Genomic DNA, 19402 nt, shown 5'->3' on the forward strand with positions numbered 1-19402 from the left:
ACTAAGGCGCGCATCAGCGCGCCTACATTCACCTTAACGCCTACAGGTGTTTTACCCGGCGCTTAACCTCTTCTTGTTTGCCATAGTTAAATGGCCGCGCGTCTGGGCTGCCTAAATAACCGCACACTCGACGTGTCACAGAGACTCTACTAGGCTCATGATTACCGCATTTAGGACAGGTAAAGCCCTTACTGGTACAGCTAAATTCACCAGTAAAACCACAGTCATAACACTCGTCAATCGGCGTATTTGTACCATAGTAAGGTACTCGGCTATAACTGTAATCCCACACATTTTCGAGTGCTTCAATATTATGCTGCATATTGGGATATTCGCCGTAGCAGATAAATCCACCGTTGGTCAATGCTGGATAAGGCATCTCAAAATCCAACTTATCGTAAGGATTGACCTTTTTTTCCACATCTAAATGGAAACTGTTGGTGTAGTAACCTCTGTCGGTCACGCCATCAATCACCCCAAAAGCCTTAGTGTCGAGCTTACAAAAACGGCTACAAAGGTTTTCACTCGGTGTGCTGTATAAGCTAAAGGCATAACCGGACTCTTCACGCCAGCGCACTGTTGCCGCTTTGAGGTGTTCAATAATGGCAATCGCTTTGGCGCGCAGCTGCTCACTGTCAAACAGGTGTATTTGATTACCATAAAGCGCATTAACGGTTTCATGCAGCCCTATGTAACCTAACGAAATTGATGCGCGGCCATTTTTGAAGATCTGGCTAATATCATCATCGGCGCGCAAACGTACACCACATGCCCCTTCCATGTATAAAATCGGGGCAACGCGCGCCTTGACTCCTTCGAGCCGCTCGATACGTGTATCTAATGCGCGTCTAGCAATGGCTAAACGTTGATCTAAAATGGCAAAGAAACGCGCTTCATCACCATTGGCTTCTAAGGCGACTCGCGGCAAGTTTAAGCTCACCACACCCAAGTTATTACGCCCATCATGCACCAACTCGCCGTCTTCTTCGTAGGTACCTAAAAAACTACGACAGCCCATTGGAGTTTTAAATGAGCCAGTGACTTTTTCGACTTGCTCATAATTTAAAATATCTGGATACATGCGCATGGTGGCACATTTTAGTGCTAACTGCTTGATATCGTAGTTACAATCACCTTGCTTATGATTTATACCATCTCGAATAGCAAACACCAGTTTGGGGAACACGGCCGTTTTACGGTTTTTACCCAGCCCAGCCATACGCACTTTCATCATTGAGGCTTGAATTAATCGCGACTCCCACGAGGTGCCTAAACCAAAACCAAAAGTCACAAACGGGGTTTGCCCATTGGCGGTATGTAAGGTGTTGACCTCATATTCCAACGACTGAAACGCATCGTGACACTCTTTTTCTGTCTGCGCGGTGGCAAAGGCTTTAGCATCTGTAATGCCCCACTTTAAGGCCACTTGATAATGTTTGTCATAGCTTTTAGCCACAAATGGCGCCAGCACTTCATCGATGCGGTTAATGGTGGTGCCACCATAAATATGGCTTGCTACCTGAGCAATAATTTGCGCCGTAACCGCTGTGGCCGTAGAGATCGATTTTGGGGTTTCAATTTCGGCGTTGCCCATCTTAAAACCCTGGGTCAACATGCCAGCTAAATCAATTAGCATGCAGTTAAACATCGGGAAAAAAGGCGCGTAATCCAAATCATGATAATGGATCTCACCGGCTTCATGGGCCGACACCACATCTTTAGGTAAAATATGGCGGGTCGCATAATGCTTGGCCACAATACCGGCGAGCAGATCACGCTGAGTGGGGATCACTTTTGAGTCTTTATTGGCGTTTTCATTAAGCAAGGCAGCATTACTTTGTTCAACTAGGCCACGAATATCGCGATTAAGTCGACTGCTCTGCTCTCGATGGACATCTCTATCGTGACGATATTCGATATACACGCGCGCTAAGGCTTTATAGGGGCCTTCCATCAGTTGGTTTTCAACGGCGTCTTGCAGATCGTGAATATCCACTTCGGCCACATCAGCCATGGCACGGCTCACTTGACTCGCGACTTGAGTAGCATAGGCAACATCATCAATACCTGCTGAGTTTGCAGCGGCAATTACCGCATCTCTGATCCTTGTTTCGTCAAAAGGCGTGCGGTAACCATCCCGCTTAATAACTACTGGCATTGTTTAATATCTCCTCAAGTAACGTTTAAAATGACACCATATATAGTGCCAAGAAAACATTAAGACACAATATGTAGCGCATTAAGCTACAAAGTCACTTGAAGTACCTTGATCCAGATCATGATTTTACCGATGGTATTTTGCGACAAAAGATTACTGCAAACTAGGCCACTTATCTTAAAAAGTGGCCTTGACCAAGCATCGAAACAAGGCTAGATAATGTAAAAAGTCGGGACAAACTGTGGATAAGTGTAGGTAAGTTACGTAAGCCGCTTAGATAACGCCAAATAACTGCTTAATTGGCCGCTCGATTGTTGTGAATTTCCCATCGAGGCAGCTAATTGCATGGTCGATTTTAATCCTTGCCACTGCTCTTTTTCCATGGCAGGCATATTGGTATCGGCATTGATCAACACAGTTAACTGCGCCGATACTCGAGCGGCGGTTTGGCTGTATAATGCGCCATCAATACCGTCCATGTTATTCAGCACGGTTTTAGCGTCATCGAGCATTTTATGCTGCGCCTTATCAGGCTCCGATTGCGTTAACCCTGCTTGCTTACTGTCAATAAAGTCCAGCAGTGATTGCGACGCCTCATTGGGCTCTGGGATCTCAAACCCTGCAGAGCTTAAGCGATTTAGCTGGTTATCTGACAAGATACCATCTTGATGTAACCGCTGAATAAGCTTAGGGATATCATTGATACTAAACTCGCCAGCACTAAAAAAGTCGCCCGCCATCGCCTCAATTTTTTGTGCTCGCTGCGCCCGAGGCGATAACGACACTTCTTCTTGAGGGATAGTCGCCCCGTTTGCCTGTACTGGGCCTGTTCGCTCGCCTAAGCTCACCCTGTCAGCTGGAGCATTAGCGCCTTGAGTTTGATGATTAACCGCACCACTATAGGCGTCGGCAACCTGTTGATGACTTGAAGTTGTTGGAAGATGACTAATTGAATTCATTGTCAAAATATCGACGACAGCTAAACGAATACTCTGTTAAAGCAAAAACTAGGCCGTTTTTTAACAAAATACCGCAAGAGATCCGATGATAGCTAATAAATACCTTAGGTCTTACCTGATTAAATATCATCGAATCACTATCAAGTCCGCATAGCGTCTATTGACACGCTAGGCAACCAAATTTAATCGCCTTAACTGATAAGCAAGTAATAGCCGTTTAAATTGATTATTTATGCGGAAACTCTTCCAGCATAGTGGTGATAACATGAGCCACCTGCTTCACCGCTTGCTCTCCGGCGGCTATCGCTTCATTAGCCCGATGAAATTCCATGGTGCCGATGTCAGCCACATTTGGGGTGATCAGCAGTTCGGGAGGATCGCCCATTAACCGTACCCGTTTATGGCGCTGCTCTAAAATATCCATCGATTGTGACATCACAGCCAACATCCCTGGTTGATTGCGATTACCCAGAGAAAACTTATCGGTTAATCCCGACACATATTCTCGGCCTCGCGCCAGCAGATCCATAAAGCCGACATCTTGTCCTTGAGCCTTTGCCTCCTCTGCGGTTGGCACCGACGCTTGCGCGCTAGACGACAACGACACGGGCAGTTGCTCTATGCGCGTCTTACGATGGCCATAAAGATCGACCGCAATCACTAAATCGACGCCCATCGCCCGACTCACAGATATCGGCACAGGATTAACCACTGCACCATCAACCAACCAACGATCGCCAATGCGAGCCGGAGGCAAGATGCCCGGCATTGAACACGAGGCGCGCACCGCATGGCGTAAATTGCCGCGTTGAAACCAGATCTCCTGCCCGCTATACAAGTCAGTTGCCACGGCGGCAAAGGGACGCTTCATCTGTTCAATGTCGAGCACGCCAATATGCTGCTGCATCACATCAAATACCTTTTCACCGCCAATTAAGCCACCTTTACGCCAGCTTAAATCCATTAAGCCAAGGACATCCCAACTGGAAAAACCACTCACCCATTGTTGCAGTTCGTTCAGGTGATCTTGGGCATAGGCAGCACCGACGATTGAACCAATAGAGCAGCCCGCGACTTTGTCTGGTTTGATCCCCATTTTGGCTAATTCATTAAGCACCCCAATATGCGCCCAGCCCTTGGCTGCGCCGCTGCCTAACGCGATACCGATTGTCGCCATCTATTATCTCCCTTACTCATTGCTGCCTAGTATCAATTAGAGGCATACCCCTTATCTGCCATCCATCATAGGCTAAAGCATGGCGCGCGAAAATGGCTTATTTAACGGGATTACGATATCCGTCGTCCACAAGCACTAATCCTAATGGCTGAAAGCCCCAAGTCGATGTATAATGCGCTCTTATTGATATTTTGGAGCACACCTTTGCAATTTTCAGATTTTTCACTCGATAAACGCCTACTAACCAGCCTAGAACATATGGGCATCGACAAGCCGACCGAGATCCAAGAGCAATCGATACCTGTAGGCCTATCGGGAAAGGATCTAATGGCATCGTCTAAAACCGGCTCGGGTAAGACCTTGGCGTTTTTACTGCCCGCTATGCAGCGTATTATCTCGACCAAAGCATTGAGTAAACGCGATCCTCGCGTACTCGTTTTATTGCCAACTCGAGAGCTGGCAACGCAAGTGTACAGCCAGTTACGACTATTGGTTGCCAATACGCAATATAAGGCGCTTAAAATTCTCGGTGGCGAAAATTTTAATGACCAAGCGAAAGCCCTCGCCAGAGATCCCCATATTGTGGTGGCGACACCAGGCCGCTTAGCCGATCACCTTAAGCAGCGTCATCTGCACCTCAACGGGCTTGAGTTACTTATCCTTGACGAAGCCGACCGAATGCTCGACTTAGGCTTTGCCGAGCAGCTGCGCGCCATTAACCAAGCGGCTGATCATAAACGTCGTCAAACGTTGATGTTCTCTGCGACGCTAGATCATGGTGAAATTAACGAGATAGCGGCTGAACTGCTAAAAGAGCCCGTGCATGTGTCGATTGGGGCTTCAAACGTTGAAAACCAAGATATTACCCAAAAAGTCTATCTGTGCGATAACTTAGGCCACAAAGAAAAGCTGTTACTGACGCTCCTGAAGCAAGAACAACATAAGCAGGTGATCATCTTTACTGCCACCCGCAGTGATACCGACCGTCTAGCCACAAAACTCGCCGATGAAGGCTTTACCACCGCCTCACTGAGCGGCGAGCTAAAGCAGTCGGCACGTAATCAGATAATGGATCAATTCAGCCGCGGTCAACAACAGATCTTGGTCACCACTGATGTGGCTTCACGCGGCTTAGACTTACTCAACGTCTCTTTGGTGATTAACTTCGATATGCCCAAGTTAGCCGAAGAGTATATTCACCGCATTGGCCGTACCGCCCGTGCTGGTGCTAAAGGTGATGCTATATCACTTGTGGGCCCAAAAGATTGGGACAATTTCAAACAAGTGCAGCTATTTTTACGCCGCACATTTGAACTAAGCGAAATAGCAGGGTTAAAACCCAAATTTAGCGGCCTCAAAGCAAAACCTAAAGGTAAGCCGGCCACCGCTAAAAAAGCGGCGCAAAACAAGGCTAGACCCGCTAAGGCAAAATCCACAGCCAAGACCAAAGATAACCGCGATAAACGCTTTATCACAGGTGTCGATATTGGCGATGCGCCTATGCTGCGCAAACCTAAGTCTACCTTGCAAGACACCCCTGAAGAATAACCACACTTTGTAAAATGAGCGGCCAACCAGCCGCTCAACGCTTTGGGATCCCTTGCATAACGGCTAGGATTTACAGCAAAAGATGATTTTTATGGCGTAATTTGTTTTAGCAACTGCTGCTCATTATGCCAATTAAGGTTACAATAACCCCATTACAGTTTTATTATTAGGTTTATCATGAGAGTTTGTGGCGTTGAGTTAAAAGGTGGCGAAGCCATCATCAGTTTATTAAGTTATGAAGGTGAAACCTTTAACGTGCCAGAATGCCGTTCTCGTTCATTAACGGTATCAAATTCGGCTAAAACAGAATCGATTAAAGAGTTTCATTTTGCCTTTTGTAAATTGATGGAAGACTACAAAGTCGATGAAGTGGTTTTAATCGAGCGTGAGCAAAAAGGTAAGCTTGCTGGCAGTGCCACCAGTTTTAAGATGGAAGCGGCAATCCAGTTGTGCGGCCTACCTGTACACTTGATCTCACCTGTGACCATCAAAGAGCAACTCAAGCGCAACCCGCCTATGGTGGATTTTGATGGGCTCGACCTTAAGCGTTTCCAAAAGAATGCCTTTGAAGTAGCTTACGCTTATCATAACCAACGTATCTTTGCCAAACCTGAATAATTGCCGCCATCGCGCAAGCTTTATTCACCAAAGCACGCCGGGCACCCTAGCCCGGCCGATATGAGTTCGGCTAAGATCACATGACCCATCTTCATTACCTACAAGGTTACCGCCCCGAGATAATTACTCAGGTCGAGGCACTTATTGCACAAAATCGACTCAAGAACGTCCTGCAACAGCGTTATCCCGACATTCACGATATCCGCAGCGACAAAGCCCTGTACGATTACACTATCGCGCTTAAAAACCGTTATCTCAAAAAGTCGCAACCACTTAATAAGGTGCTCTACGATGACAAGATCACCTTAAAAAAGCAGGCCTTGGGTTTACACAGTTACATCGCTAAAAATCATGGTGGCAAAACCAAGACCAAAAATGAGATCCGCATCTCCTCTAAGTTGCGTTATATCCCCGAACCCTTGCTACGCATGGTGGTGGTACATGAATTGGCGCATTTAAAGGAGAAAGATCATAATAAAGCGTTTTATCAACTCTGCTGCCATATGGAAAATGATTACCACCAACTAGAGTTTGATTTACGTTTGTGGCTCACCATGCTTGAACTAGAGTCCAACGTAACGACATAAAAAAGCCGCTATATTAGCGGCTTTTTTATAACGAGATGTAGGGTGAAACAACTACCACGCTTGGGAACACTAGCTTTGTCCCATGATCATTTTGCGCACCTTCACTAACTGCGCAAACTCCTTCATCTGTTTATTGGACAATTTACTCGCCATGGGAATATTCGCTTTCATCGGATCGACTGGGCGACCATTAACGTGAAACTCATAATGCAGGTGTGGACCGGTTATTCGCCCCGTTTTACCCGATAACGCAATCACTTGACCCCGGGATACTCGCTGGCCTTTATGCACTAAGGCTTTGGAAAGGTGCAGATAACGGGTGCGATATTTGTTGCCATGCTCAATCACCACATACTTACCTGCATAGCGATGATCTGTCACTAACGACACGATACCATCACCTGGGGCCACAATTTTGGTGCCCACTGGCGTGGCAAAATCGGTACCATTATGCGGTGCAGTGCGCCCCGTGACAGGATGGTGACGGTGACGGTTAAAACGAGAGCTAATACGGTAATTTTTGTCTAATGGTATACGTTGAAATGCTCTGGCTAAGCTGCGGCCTTGTTCATCATAAAAGTTACCATCACTGTTTTGATAAGCATTAATACTGCTGCGGCCACGCTGAATGTTGACCCCTAAAATGTCACGATTTCCCGTGACTTCGCCGTCAATATACTGTTCGCTCATTAATACTGAAAAGGTATCACCGGCACGCAAGTCACGGGCAAAGTTGAGCTTTTCTTTGAGTAGTGATTCGATACGTTGAATGTCAGCAGCGTTAAGCCCAACGCGCTGCGCCGATAGGTAAAAGGAGCCTTGGATATCCCCCGTCAGTGAGCGATTTTGCCAAATGCCCTCAATATTGATCTCTTCAACATTAAAGCCGCCTTCCTCGTAGCGGCTAAAAACCACCTGACGAGCGGCATTAAAATACAGCTCTAGTTGCGTTAATTGGCCACTGTCATCGAGCCAAAATCGAATAATATTGCCCGGTTTTAATGTGTCTAAGGCCAAAATATTGAGATCGGCTTCTAGCACCTTATACATGGTTTGTTGATCGACATTGGCATCTAAAAACAGGCCGCTTAAGGTATCGCCGCTGACGATGGTTTTGACGTAATCAGGACGAGCAACAACCGTCTCAGTTAGCATCTGCTCTGCTGGCTGCACGAATGATTCAATATCAAGCGCGACAGGGATCCGCTGCGGTAGCATCTGTTGCTGACTCGGCCATAACAGTGCGATGCCGACTAACCCACCCGTGATCATTAACAGTTTCTTATGGGGTGACGGCAGCGCCGCCAAACGGGATAGAGACATAGTGGCCAAAGAAAATTTATTTGTTCGCAACCTAGCCTCTACTTTTTATTATGGTGGTTATCAATTAAACGGTCTTATCCCATGAGCAGGAACGCCAAGGGCAAGTTATATCAAAATTTTCGCCAGATACAAATAGATCGAGAGCACAAAATAAGCTGATCAAACGCCATATTAACGACTCAGAAGGCTAAAAGTAGCATTTTACCTATAAAAAACGTGCCATTACAGCACGTTTACCTTCAGCAATAACAAATTAAGATTAAGGTAAAATAACCTTAATGGTACTGCCCGTCGCCGTTTTAATGATATCGAGGCGGCTACCAATCTGCTCTTTCATCTCACTCACATGGGAGATCACCCCCACCATTCGTCCAGCCGATTGCAGATCCATTAATGTTCTTATGGCCAGTTCGAGTGAATCTTGGTCCAAACTGCCAAAACCTTCATCGATAAACAGGGTATCGAGCTTTATGCCGCCCGCATAGGCTTGCACCACATCCGATAATCCCAGCGCCATCGATAGCGCCGCCATAAAGCTTTCTCCGCCACTTAAGGTCGCCACCGAGCGTACTTTTGCGGTGTAGGCATCTTCCACCTCAAGTTCGAGCCCTGAGGCTTTGTTGCCTTTAGCCCTATCCTCTTTACGAAGTAAGCGATAACGCCCCTTACTCATCATTTGCAATCGATGACTGGCTTCAAGTAACACATCATCGAGTAGCACACTGAGCACGAAACGCTGCAAGCTTATCTTATTACCCGTATTGCCATTGGCGACATCGGACAATGTCCCGACTACCGCATACTGGGCTTCAAGCTTTTTCGATTGCATGTCTAGGCTGTTGAGCTGCTCTGCAGTTTGCTCCAGTTGTCGCATACGGCCGCTCAGTTGTTGCCACTGATTAAGCACATTTTGCTGCGCTATTTCAAGCTGTGTCTTACTGTCTGTTATCGCTGCGATATCGGGTCGTGTGCTGTCAGCAAGTTTGGTTTCTAATTGCGCAATATTAGCTTGATTAGTAATACAGCGCTGCTCATATTGCTTGATCTCCTGCTCTAAAACCGCCATGTTCTCGTCTGTTTGCATGGCAAGATTAAATGCGGATAAGGAGTCAAACTTAGAGGCTTGCAACTGTCGTTCAAACTCATTGACGGCAAGCAGATGTTGCTGCTGTGCTCTTGCTAATGTTTCATTCGCTGATTGCAGTTGCGCCGCAGCGCTGGCTACTCGCTGCTCGGCTTGAGTATGTTGCTCACGCAAAGATGAAATCTGCAGCTTCAACTGCGCTGCAGTTTGCTCCAGCTTATTGATCTCTTGCTCTAGTGCCGCTAAGTTGGTCAGCTCTTGCGGTATCGCGGCCTGTAACTGCTTAAGCTGCCCTGCGCTTTCATTAAACTGTTTTTCAAGTTGGCGATATTGTTCGCGCTCTTGCTCAAGCTGTAGATTAAGCCGCTGCTCTTGCTGCTGCACCGATGTAAGGCGGCTGTCAATATCAACCAGTTGTTGCTGCGCTTTCGTCGCCGCTGCAAATTGTTGTTCAAGCTGCCCCTGCGTGGTTTCAAGACCAGCTTGAGTGAGGCTGTCGATACCCGGTAGCTGCTCAGCTAACTCACGGTTTCTTTGCTCAACATCCTTTAATTTTTCTATTAGCTGACGGTAGTCTGAGCGTGCATTGGTCAACTCAGCTAATGCACTCTGCTCATTAGCTTGCGCCGCTTCGCGCTCCTCATCTGTAGGCACGACCTGCTCACTTTGTGCGGGCTGTGGATGCTCAAGACTGCCGCATACCGGACACGCTTCGCCGACTGATAACTTTGCCGCGAGGATGGCCGCCTGGCCCTGATGCCAGCGTAACGTCAACGTTTGACTATAAACTTGGCACTGTTGATGCTGCTCTTTTAATTGCGCGCCACGCTCTTTTGCATTAACTAAGCGAGCATTGATTTGTTCCACCTCAGCGCTGCCGCGCTGCCACTGAGCATAAAATTGCAGATGATGTTTATTATCACTTATCTGTTGCTGCAAGGTGAGTAACTGCTGACTATGGGCTTTTAACTGTGGCACTTGGGCCTGGGCAGCAAGCTTTTCATCATTTAACTGCGCCAGTTGTGCTTTTGTTTGCTTACCTTGCTGCTCCGCATGAGTCATCTGCTGCTGGCTGTCACTCACATGGGCCTTCAGTTGCTCAAGCTGTTTAAGTTGCGGTAATAACGTGCGGCGCTGCTCGGCAGTGGTTAATGTCTGTTGCTGCTGAGTTTCTAGTGCGGGGAGCGTCTCTATTGCTGCAAGGCTTTGATTGAGCAAAGCCTCACTTTGCTGCAGATGCGCCTGCGACTTTAATTGCTGCTCGGTAGCGTCGGTTAACTCCTGTTTGCGAGACTCAACCGCCTGATAAACGGGTTGCAGCAACTTGGCATTGCGCGCGGCGAGTAACTGCTGTTGCTGCTGGTCGATCTGTGCTTGTTGCTCATCAAGCTGCCTAGCGAATAGCTTAAGCTGTGCTAGCGCGGAAAACTCATCGGTTAACTGCTTAGCCTGCTCCAGTTGCTGACTCACCAGTTGAACTTGTTTATCTACCTTAGCCTTTTTTTCAGTCGCGCTGGCAAGCTCAGGAGCCAACGCTTTAAGCTCATCATTGAGCGCCGCATCGCTTTCAAGGTCAGCGCCTTGCAAAACTCCGTCGCGGCGATTGCGCATCGCCTCAACCTCTTTTTTAATGCCTAAGGCTTGCTGCTTGAGTTTGTCTTCAATCTTGCGATAAATATGAGTTTGAAACAGTTGGCTGAAGATTTTTTCGCGCGCCTTAGAATCGGCCATCAGCAGCTCGCGAAACTTACCTTGTGGCAATACCATCACTTGACGAAACTGATCCACATCGAGTCCGGTTAATTGCTCTATCTGCGCAGTTGCTTCCGACACCTTAGCTGCCACCAACAGCACCTCAGTGCCATCGCGTTCAATACAGGTAAGCTGAGCTTCAGGTTTTTGTACCGTATAGCCATCGCCACTTTTTTTGGCTCTAGGTTGCTCTGGTACGCGGCGAATATGGTATTGCCGCTCACCGAGTTCAAAGGTAAAGTTCACCTCTGTGAGGCGCTCGTCATCGGCCATATCGCAGCGCATCTGCGATCCTTCGCGCTCATCACCGGTGGTTTTACCATAAAGCGCAAAACAGATGGCGTCTAAGATGGTGGTTTTACCCGCACCAGTAGGGCCATTGATTAAAAATAAGGGGTTTTTACCCAGCAATTTAAAATCAATCACTTGCTCAGTAGCAAAAGGGCCAAATGCCGCCATGGTCAAACTTAACGGTCTCATTGGCAGTCCTCCGCTTTATGCAAGCTGTCGAGAAGCTCGGCCATTAATTGCTGCTGCTCTTCGGTCATCGGCTCGCCGGCCACTTGACTAAAGAAATCGGTAAACATGGCTAACTCACCCTTTTTGATATGGTCGCTGCGAATAGCAAGCTGCTCGCTTTGGGCCATCAGCCCTGTCCGCTCAAGATGCAGCACATTGGGATACACCGTCCGTAGTTTGCCCATCGCATCTAAAATGGCGCTTTTATCGGATAAACGCACCATCAAATAATCGTCTCGCTGGGGATCGTTAACACCATCGGCTAATAACTGCGCCAGTTCACCTTCGATAATACGTACATCTCGACGCGGTGTGAGTGGCAACAGCTCAATATTGACCTCGCCGACCTCATCGAGTTCTACCAAGGTGACCGATTTATGTTGATGCTGTTCGCTGAAGGAATACTTCAAAATGGAGCCCGAATAACGGATATGAGGTTGGCCCTTGTATTGTGGGCCATGCAGATGCCCCAGTGCGGTATAGCTAAAATCATTAAACAGCTGTGAGGCAATTTTATCGGCGCCGCCAATACTCAAGGGACGCTCTGAATCTGACTCACTGCCGCCATCTAAGAAGCAGTGGCTAATCACTACTTTTGGCAACCCTTGACTGTCATGCTCTGTAACCTGCTCAAGCAGTGTTGCCATCGCCTCTTCATGGCTAGACACATCACAATCGAGCACATGACGCACCGTTGCTGGCTCGACATAGGGCAGCGGATAAAAGAGGGCATCACCACTTGCACTGGCAAGTTTAATCGGCCGTACTGTGTCACTGAGCGGCCCAATAATATGTAAACCACTGCTCAGCATCTGCCGCGAAGCAAAGGCTAACCGCTCATGCCCATCATGGTTGCCGGCAATTAAAATGACCGGAATGCCTAGCTCATTGACCACCTGATTAAGCACATCATCGAGCAGCGCCACAGCGTTGGCGGGCGGCACGGAGCGATCGTAAATATCACCCGCCACCACGATGGCATCGACTTGGTGCGCCTTGGCTAATTCGATGATTTGCGCTAACACATGGCGCTGATCGTCGAGCAAACTTTGATTATGTAGCTGACGACCGATATGCCAGTCCGAGGTGTGGATAAATTTCATCAGTTCTCGTTTAAAAATGAGGAGGATACGAACGTATCTAATGCTTGTTATAGTAAGAAATGCAGCGACAGATGGCAACGACCTTACATCAAGTTTATCTCTGTAAGCGCCACCCTAAGGCGTCAATTGGGGACTAAATCAATCTCATCGATAATGAGATTTTTACGCTATAACACTCCGCTGCGTTTTAACCCGCGCCGGACGTTTTTACACAGTTTACCGAAACGGGAGATGTCACCAAGCTGCGGCATATCACCATTGGCAATGGCGGTTTCCCAATAAGATAATTCACTATCAACCAACTCGAGTAATTTTTTAGGGCAACCGATACAACTCCCTTCTGGGCCGCAGACAAAATGAGCCGGCTCAGTTAAAGGAAGCTCCTGCTTAACTTGTTCGATAAGCTGCAACATCGCCGTTACTCGATCGGGTTTTGATGCCATACAGTGCCTACTTTTATCTTATCTATCTGATGCAATGATTAATGTATTAATCAGTCATGTACTGCGATACAAATAAATTCTAAAACCATGCAGTGAGATCGTACTGATCCGACAATAATTTTACGCTCATCGCGATCGACATGGTCACCACTAACGGCTTAATAATTTTACTGCCTTTACTCATCACCATCCGCGAACCAAGCGTGGCCCCCAGAGCTTGACCAACAAGCATACATGCACCGAGTAACCATACTACTTTGCCGCCGAGCGCAAAGAAAATCAGTGAGGCGATATTGGTTGAGAAGTTAAGTACCTTAGCGTGGGCAGTCGCTTTTGCCAGCCCAAATCCTGCTAATGACACAAAGGCAAGTGCAAAGAAGCTACCAGTCCCCGGCCCAAAAAAACCATCGTAAAAGCCGACACCTAGGGCCGCAGTAAAGCCAAACACCGTGGGGGTGAGCAATTGTTGTTTGTCCTCTTCGCTTATCTTCTTCGAAAAGAGGAAATAGCCGCCAATGGTTAACATTAAAAATGGCAATACCAACTGCAATACTGAGGCATCGATTAACTGCACGGCAACAGTGCCCAACGCCGAACCGATAAACGCACAACTAATAGACAGCTTCATTTGCGTTAAATTAACCATGCCTTTACGGATAAAATACAGGCTGGCAAAAAAACTACCACCACACGCCTGCAACTTATTGGTCGCTAACGCCGCAGTTGGAGGCAGCCCGGCCCACATCAGCGCTGGAATAGTCAATAGTCCGCCGCCACCGGCGATTGCATCGATAAAGCCAGCCACAATAGCGACGGCAAATAGAATAGCGATGAGCTCATAAGTTAATTCGAAAGACATAGTGACTGCTTTATAAATCAATAGAGTAGAATTGCGGCTATTAAACTTGGTTTGCATTGACAAGGCAAAGAAGTTTTATCTTTTTTAGCATTGTTTTATGTAACCCAGCCTAAAATCAGTGCTAGTAAGACCCAGCTAAAAACAACCTGTCTCAGTAAAATAGGCAATAAAAAAGCCACTGTATACAGTGGCTTTAATCGTCGGTAGCATTAATGCTGACAGTCATCACTGCATTGGTGTTCATCATCAGCAAATTCATCATCGCCTTCCTGATGCTGCATGACGCCCCAGCCATCAGTGGCACCACCGAACTCGGCGGCAAAGGTATTGAGTTCGAGCTCTTGGCTAACAATCGCATCGTACTCAGGCACCATATTCATGCACACGATAAGCTCCCACTTACCGAGTTCATCGTTGAGGTGTAATTCCATTTCGCCCTCGAGTTCAGATTGAGCTAACTCTTCTGCGGCTGACTCAGCATCACGCTGATCTTCAAACACAAGGAAAAAATCAACATCAAGCGCCTTGCTCAAATCGATACCGGATTCCGCCATTGCGGCCAGCATTTTGCCATTATCATCATCTGGAAATTGCATTATTAACTCCACTTACTTAAGGACGTTATTCGCCTGCGACAATCATTACGCTTTCGCCATTAAAGCTCACCACTTGCCCGGGTGAAACCTTCTTGCGCTTGCGAGTTTCCACTTCGCCATCGACAGTCACCATGCCTTCGCTTATGACGAATTTAGCTTCGCCACCACCGCCGGTCATCGACTGTACTTTTAATACTTTATAGAGCTCTATAAACTCTTCGCCTGGCAATAATGCTAGGGTTTGTGATACTGTGGTCACACTGTATACCTTTTTGAAAAAAATCGGCGCGATTATAACACTTGTGCATGATGACACGCTACAGTGGGCGCTCTGAAGCCAATAAACCGTAATAACAGTCATCCACCCAAAGATCGTCAAGCTTGTAGTTATGGCGCAAAATGCCTTCAAGTTGAAAAGCACATTTCTCTAACACCCGAGCAGAAGCACGATTGTCCTTAACACAGACGCCGACAAACTTGTGAATTTGATACTGTAAACAACCCCAGTCAATCACGGCATTGAGGCTTTCGGTTGCATAACCTTTACCATGACTCACTGGGCTGAGCATATAACCGACTTCGGCGTGGGCAAGCGTGACATTACTGGCGTAAAGACCGGTAAATCCCACGATTTGCCCCGTGGTTAACTCTTCAATAGTCAAGGTTAACCAATCACCCGACTCAAATACCCAAGGTGTTAGCCGCGATGCAAATTTATCGGCGATAACCTCAACACTATCCGGTCGGCGAACAAATTGATTCACACTAGGATCTTGGTGGATTGACAAGTAAACTTGCCAATCCTCACGTTGCAACGACCTAATCTTTAACCTGTCGGTATATAGCTCAAGCATCGTGTTGCCTCAGTTTAGCCGCGGCTGGTCACTTCAAGTAAGTGATAACCAAACTGGGTTTTAACTGGACCTTGAACTTCATTTAATGGCGCACTAAATACCACTTCGTCAAATTCACGCACCATCATGCCTGGGCCGAACGAACCTAAATCACCACCTTGAGCGCCAGATGGGCAAGATGAATGGGCTTTGGCGACATCAGCAAAATCAGCGCCGTCCAGAATTTGCTGCTTTAATTGCTCGCATTGTTCTTCGCTGCTGACTAATAAATGACGTGCAGTTGCTTGTACCATGTATCGCTCCTAAAAAATGTGTCAAAAGTAAGTAAAATAAAACCCAGCAAGTATAAAACATTTGCTGGGCTTAATGAACGATGATGTTCAGCCGAGAGGATTATGCCTTGGTCGCGGCGATCCAGTGGTGGATTTTTTGCTCCATCACAGCCATTGGCAGTGAACCAGAGGTCAAAATTTGATCATGAAACGCTTTTAAATCAAACTTATCACCTAAGGCTTGTTCAGCCTCTGCGCGCAAGGCCAAAATTTTCAACTGGCCCACTTTGTAAGATAATGCCTGACCTGGAATGGCCATGTAGCGCTCGACCTCAGCAATAATATCTGACTCCGCCATTGGCGAATTATCTTTCATATACTCAATCGCTTGCTCGCGGCTCCACCCTTTGGCGTGCAGGCCAGTATCGACCACTAAACGCATAGCGCGTAGCATCTCGTCTGATAACTTACCAAAATATTGGTAAGGATCATTAAACATGCCCATCTCGATGCCTAAGTACTCCGCATAGAGTGCCCAGCCCTCTTCAAATGCGGTGTAGCCGCCAAAGCGCTGGAATTGAGGAATGTCACTAAGCTCCTGTTTAATAGCAATTTGAAAGTGATGTCCAGGAGCAGCCTCATGTAGCGAGAGAGTGGTCATGCCCCACTTCGGCTGGGCTTTTAAATTAAAGGTGTTGATATAAAATACCCCAGGACGCGAGCCATCAACGGCAGGAGCATCATAGGAGGCGCCAGCAGCAGACTGCTCACGGAAACGCTCTACTGGTTTAACAATGTAATCTGCTTTTGGCATCACATTGAAGTAGTTAGGTAGCTCAAGATTGATTTTATCTTTCAACACCATATAACCATCGATAAGCCCCTGACGATCAGTGAAAAAATATTGTGGCTCAGATGACAGTGACGCAAAAAAAGCGTTTAAATCGCCTTCAAAACCCACTTGCTGACGTACTTTATCCATTTCAGACAAGATACGGGCCACTTCAGATAGACCAACCTGATGAATTTCATCAACCGACATGGTAGTGGTGGTATGTGAGTTGGCTAAGTGTTGATACCAGACTTTTCCATTAGGGAGTGCCCACCAACCGTCACTGCCGCGGGCCATCGGCAGATAAGTGTGCTGAAAGTAGTCTGTGAGCTGGCTCAGTGCAGGTAGTAACTGCTCATCAATAAAGTGGGTATATTGCTGCGTCAGCTGTGCTTTTTCTTGTGCTGTAAATGAAGCCGGCAATTGCGCAATTGGCGCGTAAAATAGGCTTTGCTGCGGCTGGCTGACCAACTGCGCTTGCAGTTGCGGAATAATGCGCTCCACTAAGACTCGAGGCAACACCACTTTACTAGCAATGCCTTCATCCATACGAGTTTGTGCCAATTTAGTCCACTCAACGAACCCAGCTAAACGCGATAACCAATTAGTATAATCTTGCACAGTATTAAACGGTTGAGCACTTTCACCGCTGCCTAATTGCACCATGCTGATCACTGTGCTGTAAAACTGATTCATGGGCATGAAATGCTCAGGAAAGGTTTCAGAAACAAGTGCGACATTTCTGTCGTAAGAAAACATGTCATAGCTCAGTTGCAACGCTGGCGACAATGCATCTCGGTCAATGACTTTGACCTGCTTTAAGTAGCGAGTGTTTAACTCATGGCGCTGTTTTAAATAGGTTTCAGTCAATGCGCCGCCAAATTGGTCGTTATAATCATTAACTCCCACAAAAGTCGCATAAATCGGCTCAAGCTTTAGGCTGTCGTTAAAATAGTTATCAGCCAGAGCCAAATACGCTTGTTCGGCAGTTTGCGTGCTGCCACTGATAGTGGTTTGCTTAGCTGCAACAGTGGCCTGCGTGCCTTGCTGTGCCTCTGAGCAACCTACAAGGATGGTGCTCGCAGCGATAGCCATTGCGAGAATGGTTTTCTTCATTTTTATGCTTTCCTTCATATTTTGTGCAATTGCTAGTTAGTTATTTTTCAGTAGATTAATCTAAGAGGTTGGCAGCACACGACTCATTAGCCCCTCTGATTTTGGTAACTCGAGACAGTTACTTTGACCAGGCTAACCTTATGAAAATCGTTCATCGACGATAGTGTCGCCCAGTTTTACAGCGTTAACATTAGCCCTATTGTATCTATGCCCGCATATTGATGAAACCAGCAACTAACCTTAATTACTGGAATGATTTATTAAACAAACACTGAGGTAGCCACCTCAAGCAGCCGACAATTTATTTGCCCCATAAAAAAAGCCCCATGAAGGGGCTTTTTAGACTTAGAAAAGTTAAAGCGCAACGTTATAAATACGTGCCTTTTCTTTGATGTAAGCAAGATAGCTGTTAGCTGTACGTTGAGTTTTCTCGTCTTTGGCCGCTTTTAAGCACGCATTATATGCCGCTTTATACTGCTTAGTACCGAGATAAGCTAATGCCAACTCAAATTCAACCTCACCTTCACTCACATCACCCGCTGCTAGCGCGTTTTTGAGTACGGGAATCGCTTGCTTGTACTCTTCTTGCAATGTCAATAAACGTGCCTGTTTTAGGTATAACTTACCATCATTATTGATGGCAGCGGCTTTACCATAATAGGTCGCTGCCTTATCAAGTTCTTTGGCATTATGATAAAAGCCTGCCAAGATTGAGAGCGTTTTTTCATCCTGCTCAATCAGACCGCTTTTTAAATGCTTTTCATAGATTTTAGCCGCGTTGTAAGGTGACCCATTTTGCGCTAAAAGCTGCGCTAAACGGGTGATATTACCTGCGGTTTCTAAAAATCCATTCTTGTAAGCCAGATCATAGGTGGCCAACGACTTGCTGTAGTCTTCGGTTATCAAATAAAACTGCGCTAATTGTACCCAGAGACGACCATCTTGTTGGAACAATGGCACCATGGTCTCGAGCACTTTAACGGCATTTTTATAATCTTTCTTATTGAAGTAAGCAGTCAGCTTCATCTGATATAAGCCTTTATCTGGCTTATCACTGATAGAAAGACCTTTATCAACGACTTGAAGTACTTTATCCCACTCTTTAAGTTCAGAGTAAGCAATACCGATACGGCGATACACTTGTGCATCTTCCTTACAGGTAAACTCCATCCACTTATAATACTGTGGAATCGACTCTTTGAACTTCTTCTCTTGGATTAACAAATCTGCATATAAACGCAGTGTTGCACCATGATCGGTTCCACCAAGAATGTCAGCATCTACGGCCGTTTTAAGGTACTTAATCGCAGTGCCCATCTGATTCTTTTCGGCGTAAAAATTACCCAGCATACGGGCAATATAGGCCTTATCAAAATCATCACGCGGGTTGGCTTCCAGCAATACCGCAATCGCTTCGTCAATGTTGCCTTCTTGATAAGCTTCAAAAGACTTCTGCACTTTTTTAGCAGAGTTTTGACCAACAGCCTTAGACTTGCGCTTTTCAATTGGACATTTTTCTGCGGCATGTGCCACAGGCAAAACAGCCAAACTACCACCGATAGCAAACAATAGGGCAGCTGCAAGCGTATTTACTTTTTGCAT

General features: G+C 46.7%; 17 protein-coding genes. 3 read left to right on the forward strand and 14 right to left on the reverse strand.

Annotation, left to right across the window (positions count from 1 at the left end):
* Positions 1-40: 40 nt before the first annotated feature.
* The 3 genes from nrdD to rssA all read right to left on the reverse strand — a co-directional run bounded on the left by nrdD (position 41) and on the right by rssA (position 4294).
* The gene (nrdD, locus tag AC5YBX_RS10990) at positions 41-2158 is read right to left on the reverse strand and encodes an anaerobic ribonucleoside-triphosphate reductase (protein WP_494523677.1); all 2118 of its coding nucleotides are present in this window, start codon (positions 2156-2158) and stop codon (positions 41-43) included.
* A gap of 260 nt (positions 2159-2418) precedes the next feature.
* Positions 2419-3117: a hypothetical protein gene (locus tag AC5YBX_RS10995; protein WP_475514261.1), complete on the reverse strand. Its 699-nt coding sequence runs from the start codon at positions 3115-3117 to the stop codon at positions 2419-2421.
* A 226-nt stretch (positions 3118-3343) separates the two neighbouring features.
* Positions 3344-4294: a patatin-like phospholipase RssA gene (gene rssA / locus AC5YBX_RS11000; protein WP_494523678.1), complete on the reverse strand. Its 951-nt coding sequence runs from the start codon at positions 4292-4294 to the stop codon at positions 3344-3346.
* Between the two features lie 204 nt (positions 4295-4498).
* Between rssA and AC5YBX_RS11005 the strand changes: the two genes are divergently transcribed.
* The 3 genes from AC5YBX_RS11005 to AC5YBX_RS11015 all read left to right on the forward strand — a co-directional run bounded on the left by AC5YBX_RS11005 (position 4499) and on the right by AC5YBX_RS11015 (position 7047).
* Positions 4499-5842, forward strand: a complete 1344-nt coding sequence (locus tag AC5YBX_RS11005) for a DEAD/DEAH box helicase (RefSeq protein ID WP_494523679.1) — start codon at positions 4499-4501, stop codon at positions 5840-5842.
* A 177-nt stretch (positions 5843-6019) separates the two neighbouring features.
* Positions 6020-6460 (forward strand): DUF3010 family protein, encoded by a 441-nt coding sequence (locus tag AC5YBX_RS11010; protein ID WP_110456136.1) that lies wholly within the window; start codon positions 6020-6022, stop codon positions 6458-6460.
* An 80-nt stretch (positions 6461-6540) separates the two neighbouring features.
* Entirely contained in the window at positions 6541-7047 is a 507-nt protein-coding gene (locus AC5YBX_RS11015) for a M48 metallopeptidase family protein (protein WP_475514264.1), read from the forward strand.
* A 69-nt stretch (positions 7048-7116) separates the two neighbouring features.
* On the opposite strand, the gene AC5YBX_RS11020 is transcribed toward AC5YBX_RS11015, so the two are convergent.
* From AC5YBX_RS11020 to AC5YBX_RS11070, 11 genes are all read right to left on the reverse strand, one after another.
* Positions 7117-8370, reverse strand: coding sequence for a peptidoglycan DD-metalloendopeptidase family protein (locus tag AC5YBX_RS11020; protein ID WP_475514265.1), 1254 nt, complete (start codon positions 8368-8370; stop codon positions 7117-7119).
* A gap of 259 nt (positions 8371-8629) precedes the next feature.
* Entirely contained in the window at positions 8630-11686 is a 3057-nt protein-coding gene (locus tag AC5YBX_RS11025) for an AAA family ATPase (protein ID WP_494523680.1), read from the reverse strand.
* Positions 11683-12828, reverse strand: coding sequence for an exonuclease SbcCD subunit D (locus tag AC5YBX_RS11030; protein ID WP_494523681.1), 1146 nt, complete (start codon positions 12826-12828; stop codon positions 11683-11685). The genes AC5YBX_RS11025 and AC5YBX_RS11030 overlap by 4 nt, the downstream gene beginning before the upstream one ends.
* Positions 12829-12995: 167 nt before the next feature.
* On the reverse strand, positions 12996-13271 hold the full coding sequence (locus AC5YBX_RS11035; protein ID WP_494523682.1) for a hypothetical protein: 276 nt from the start codon (positions 13269-13271) through the stop codon (positions 12996-12998).
* 79 nt (positions 13272-13350) lie between these two features.
* Positions 13351-14130 (reverse strand): TSUP family transporter, encoded by a 780-nt coding sequence (locus AC5YBX_RS11040; protein ID WP_494521439.1) that lies wholly within the window; start codon positions 14128-14130, stop codon positions 13351-13353.
* A gap of 209 nt (positions 14131-14339) precedes the next feature.
* On the reverse strand, positions 14340-14726 hold the full coding sequence (locus AC5YBX_RS11045) for a ribonuclease E inhibitor RraB (RefSeq protein ID WP_494521438.1): 387 nt from the start codon (positions 14724-14726) through the stop codon (positions 14340-14342).
* Between the two features lie 25 nt (positions 14727-14751).
* On the reverse strand, positions 14752-14985 hold the full coding sequence (locus AC5YBX_RS11050) for an RNA-binding S4 domain-containing protein (protein ID WP_494521437.1): 234 nt from the start codon (positions 14983-14985) through the stop codon (positions 14752-14754).
* A 58-nt stretch (positions 14986-15043) separates the two neighbouring features.
* Positions 15044-15580, reverse strand: a complete 537-nt coding sequence (locus AC5YBX_RS11055; RefSeq protein ID WP_494523683.1) for a GNAT family N-acetyltransferase — start codon at positions 15578-15580, stop codon at positions 15044-15046.
* A gap of 14 nt (positions 15581-15594) precedes the next feature.
* Positions 15595-15873 carry a peptidylprolyl isomerase gene (locus AC5YBX_RS11060; RefSeq protein WP_475514273.1) on the reverse strand — a complete coding sequence of 93 codons (279 nt, stop codon included), beginning with the start codon at positions 15871-15873 and terminating at the stop codon, positions 15595-15597.
* Positions 15874-15973: 100 nt separating this feature from the next.
* Complete coding sequence (locus AC5YBX_RS11065) at positions 15974-17800, reverse strand: DUF885 domain-containing protein (protein ID WP_494521435.1); 1827 nt, start codon at positions 17798-17800, stop codon at positions 15974-15976.
* A gap of 354 nt (positions 17801-18154) precedes the next feature.
* A complete protein-coding gene (locus AC5YBX_RS11070; RefSeq protein WP_475514275.1) occupies positions 18155-19402 on the reverse strand; it encodes a tetratricopeptide repeat protein in 1248 nt (415 codons plus the stop codon).

The organism is Shewanella sp. 492 (assembly GCF_059338445.1).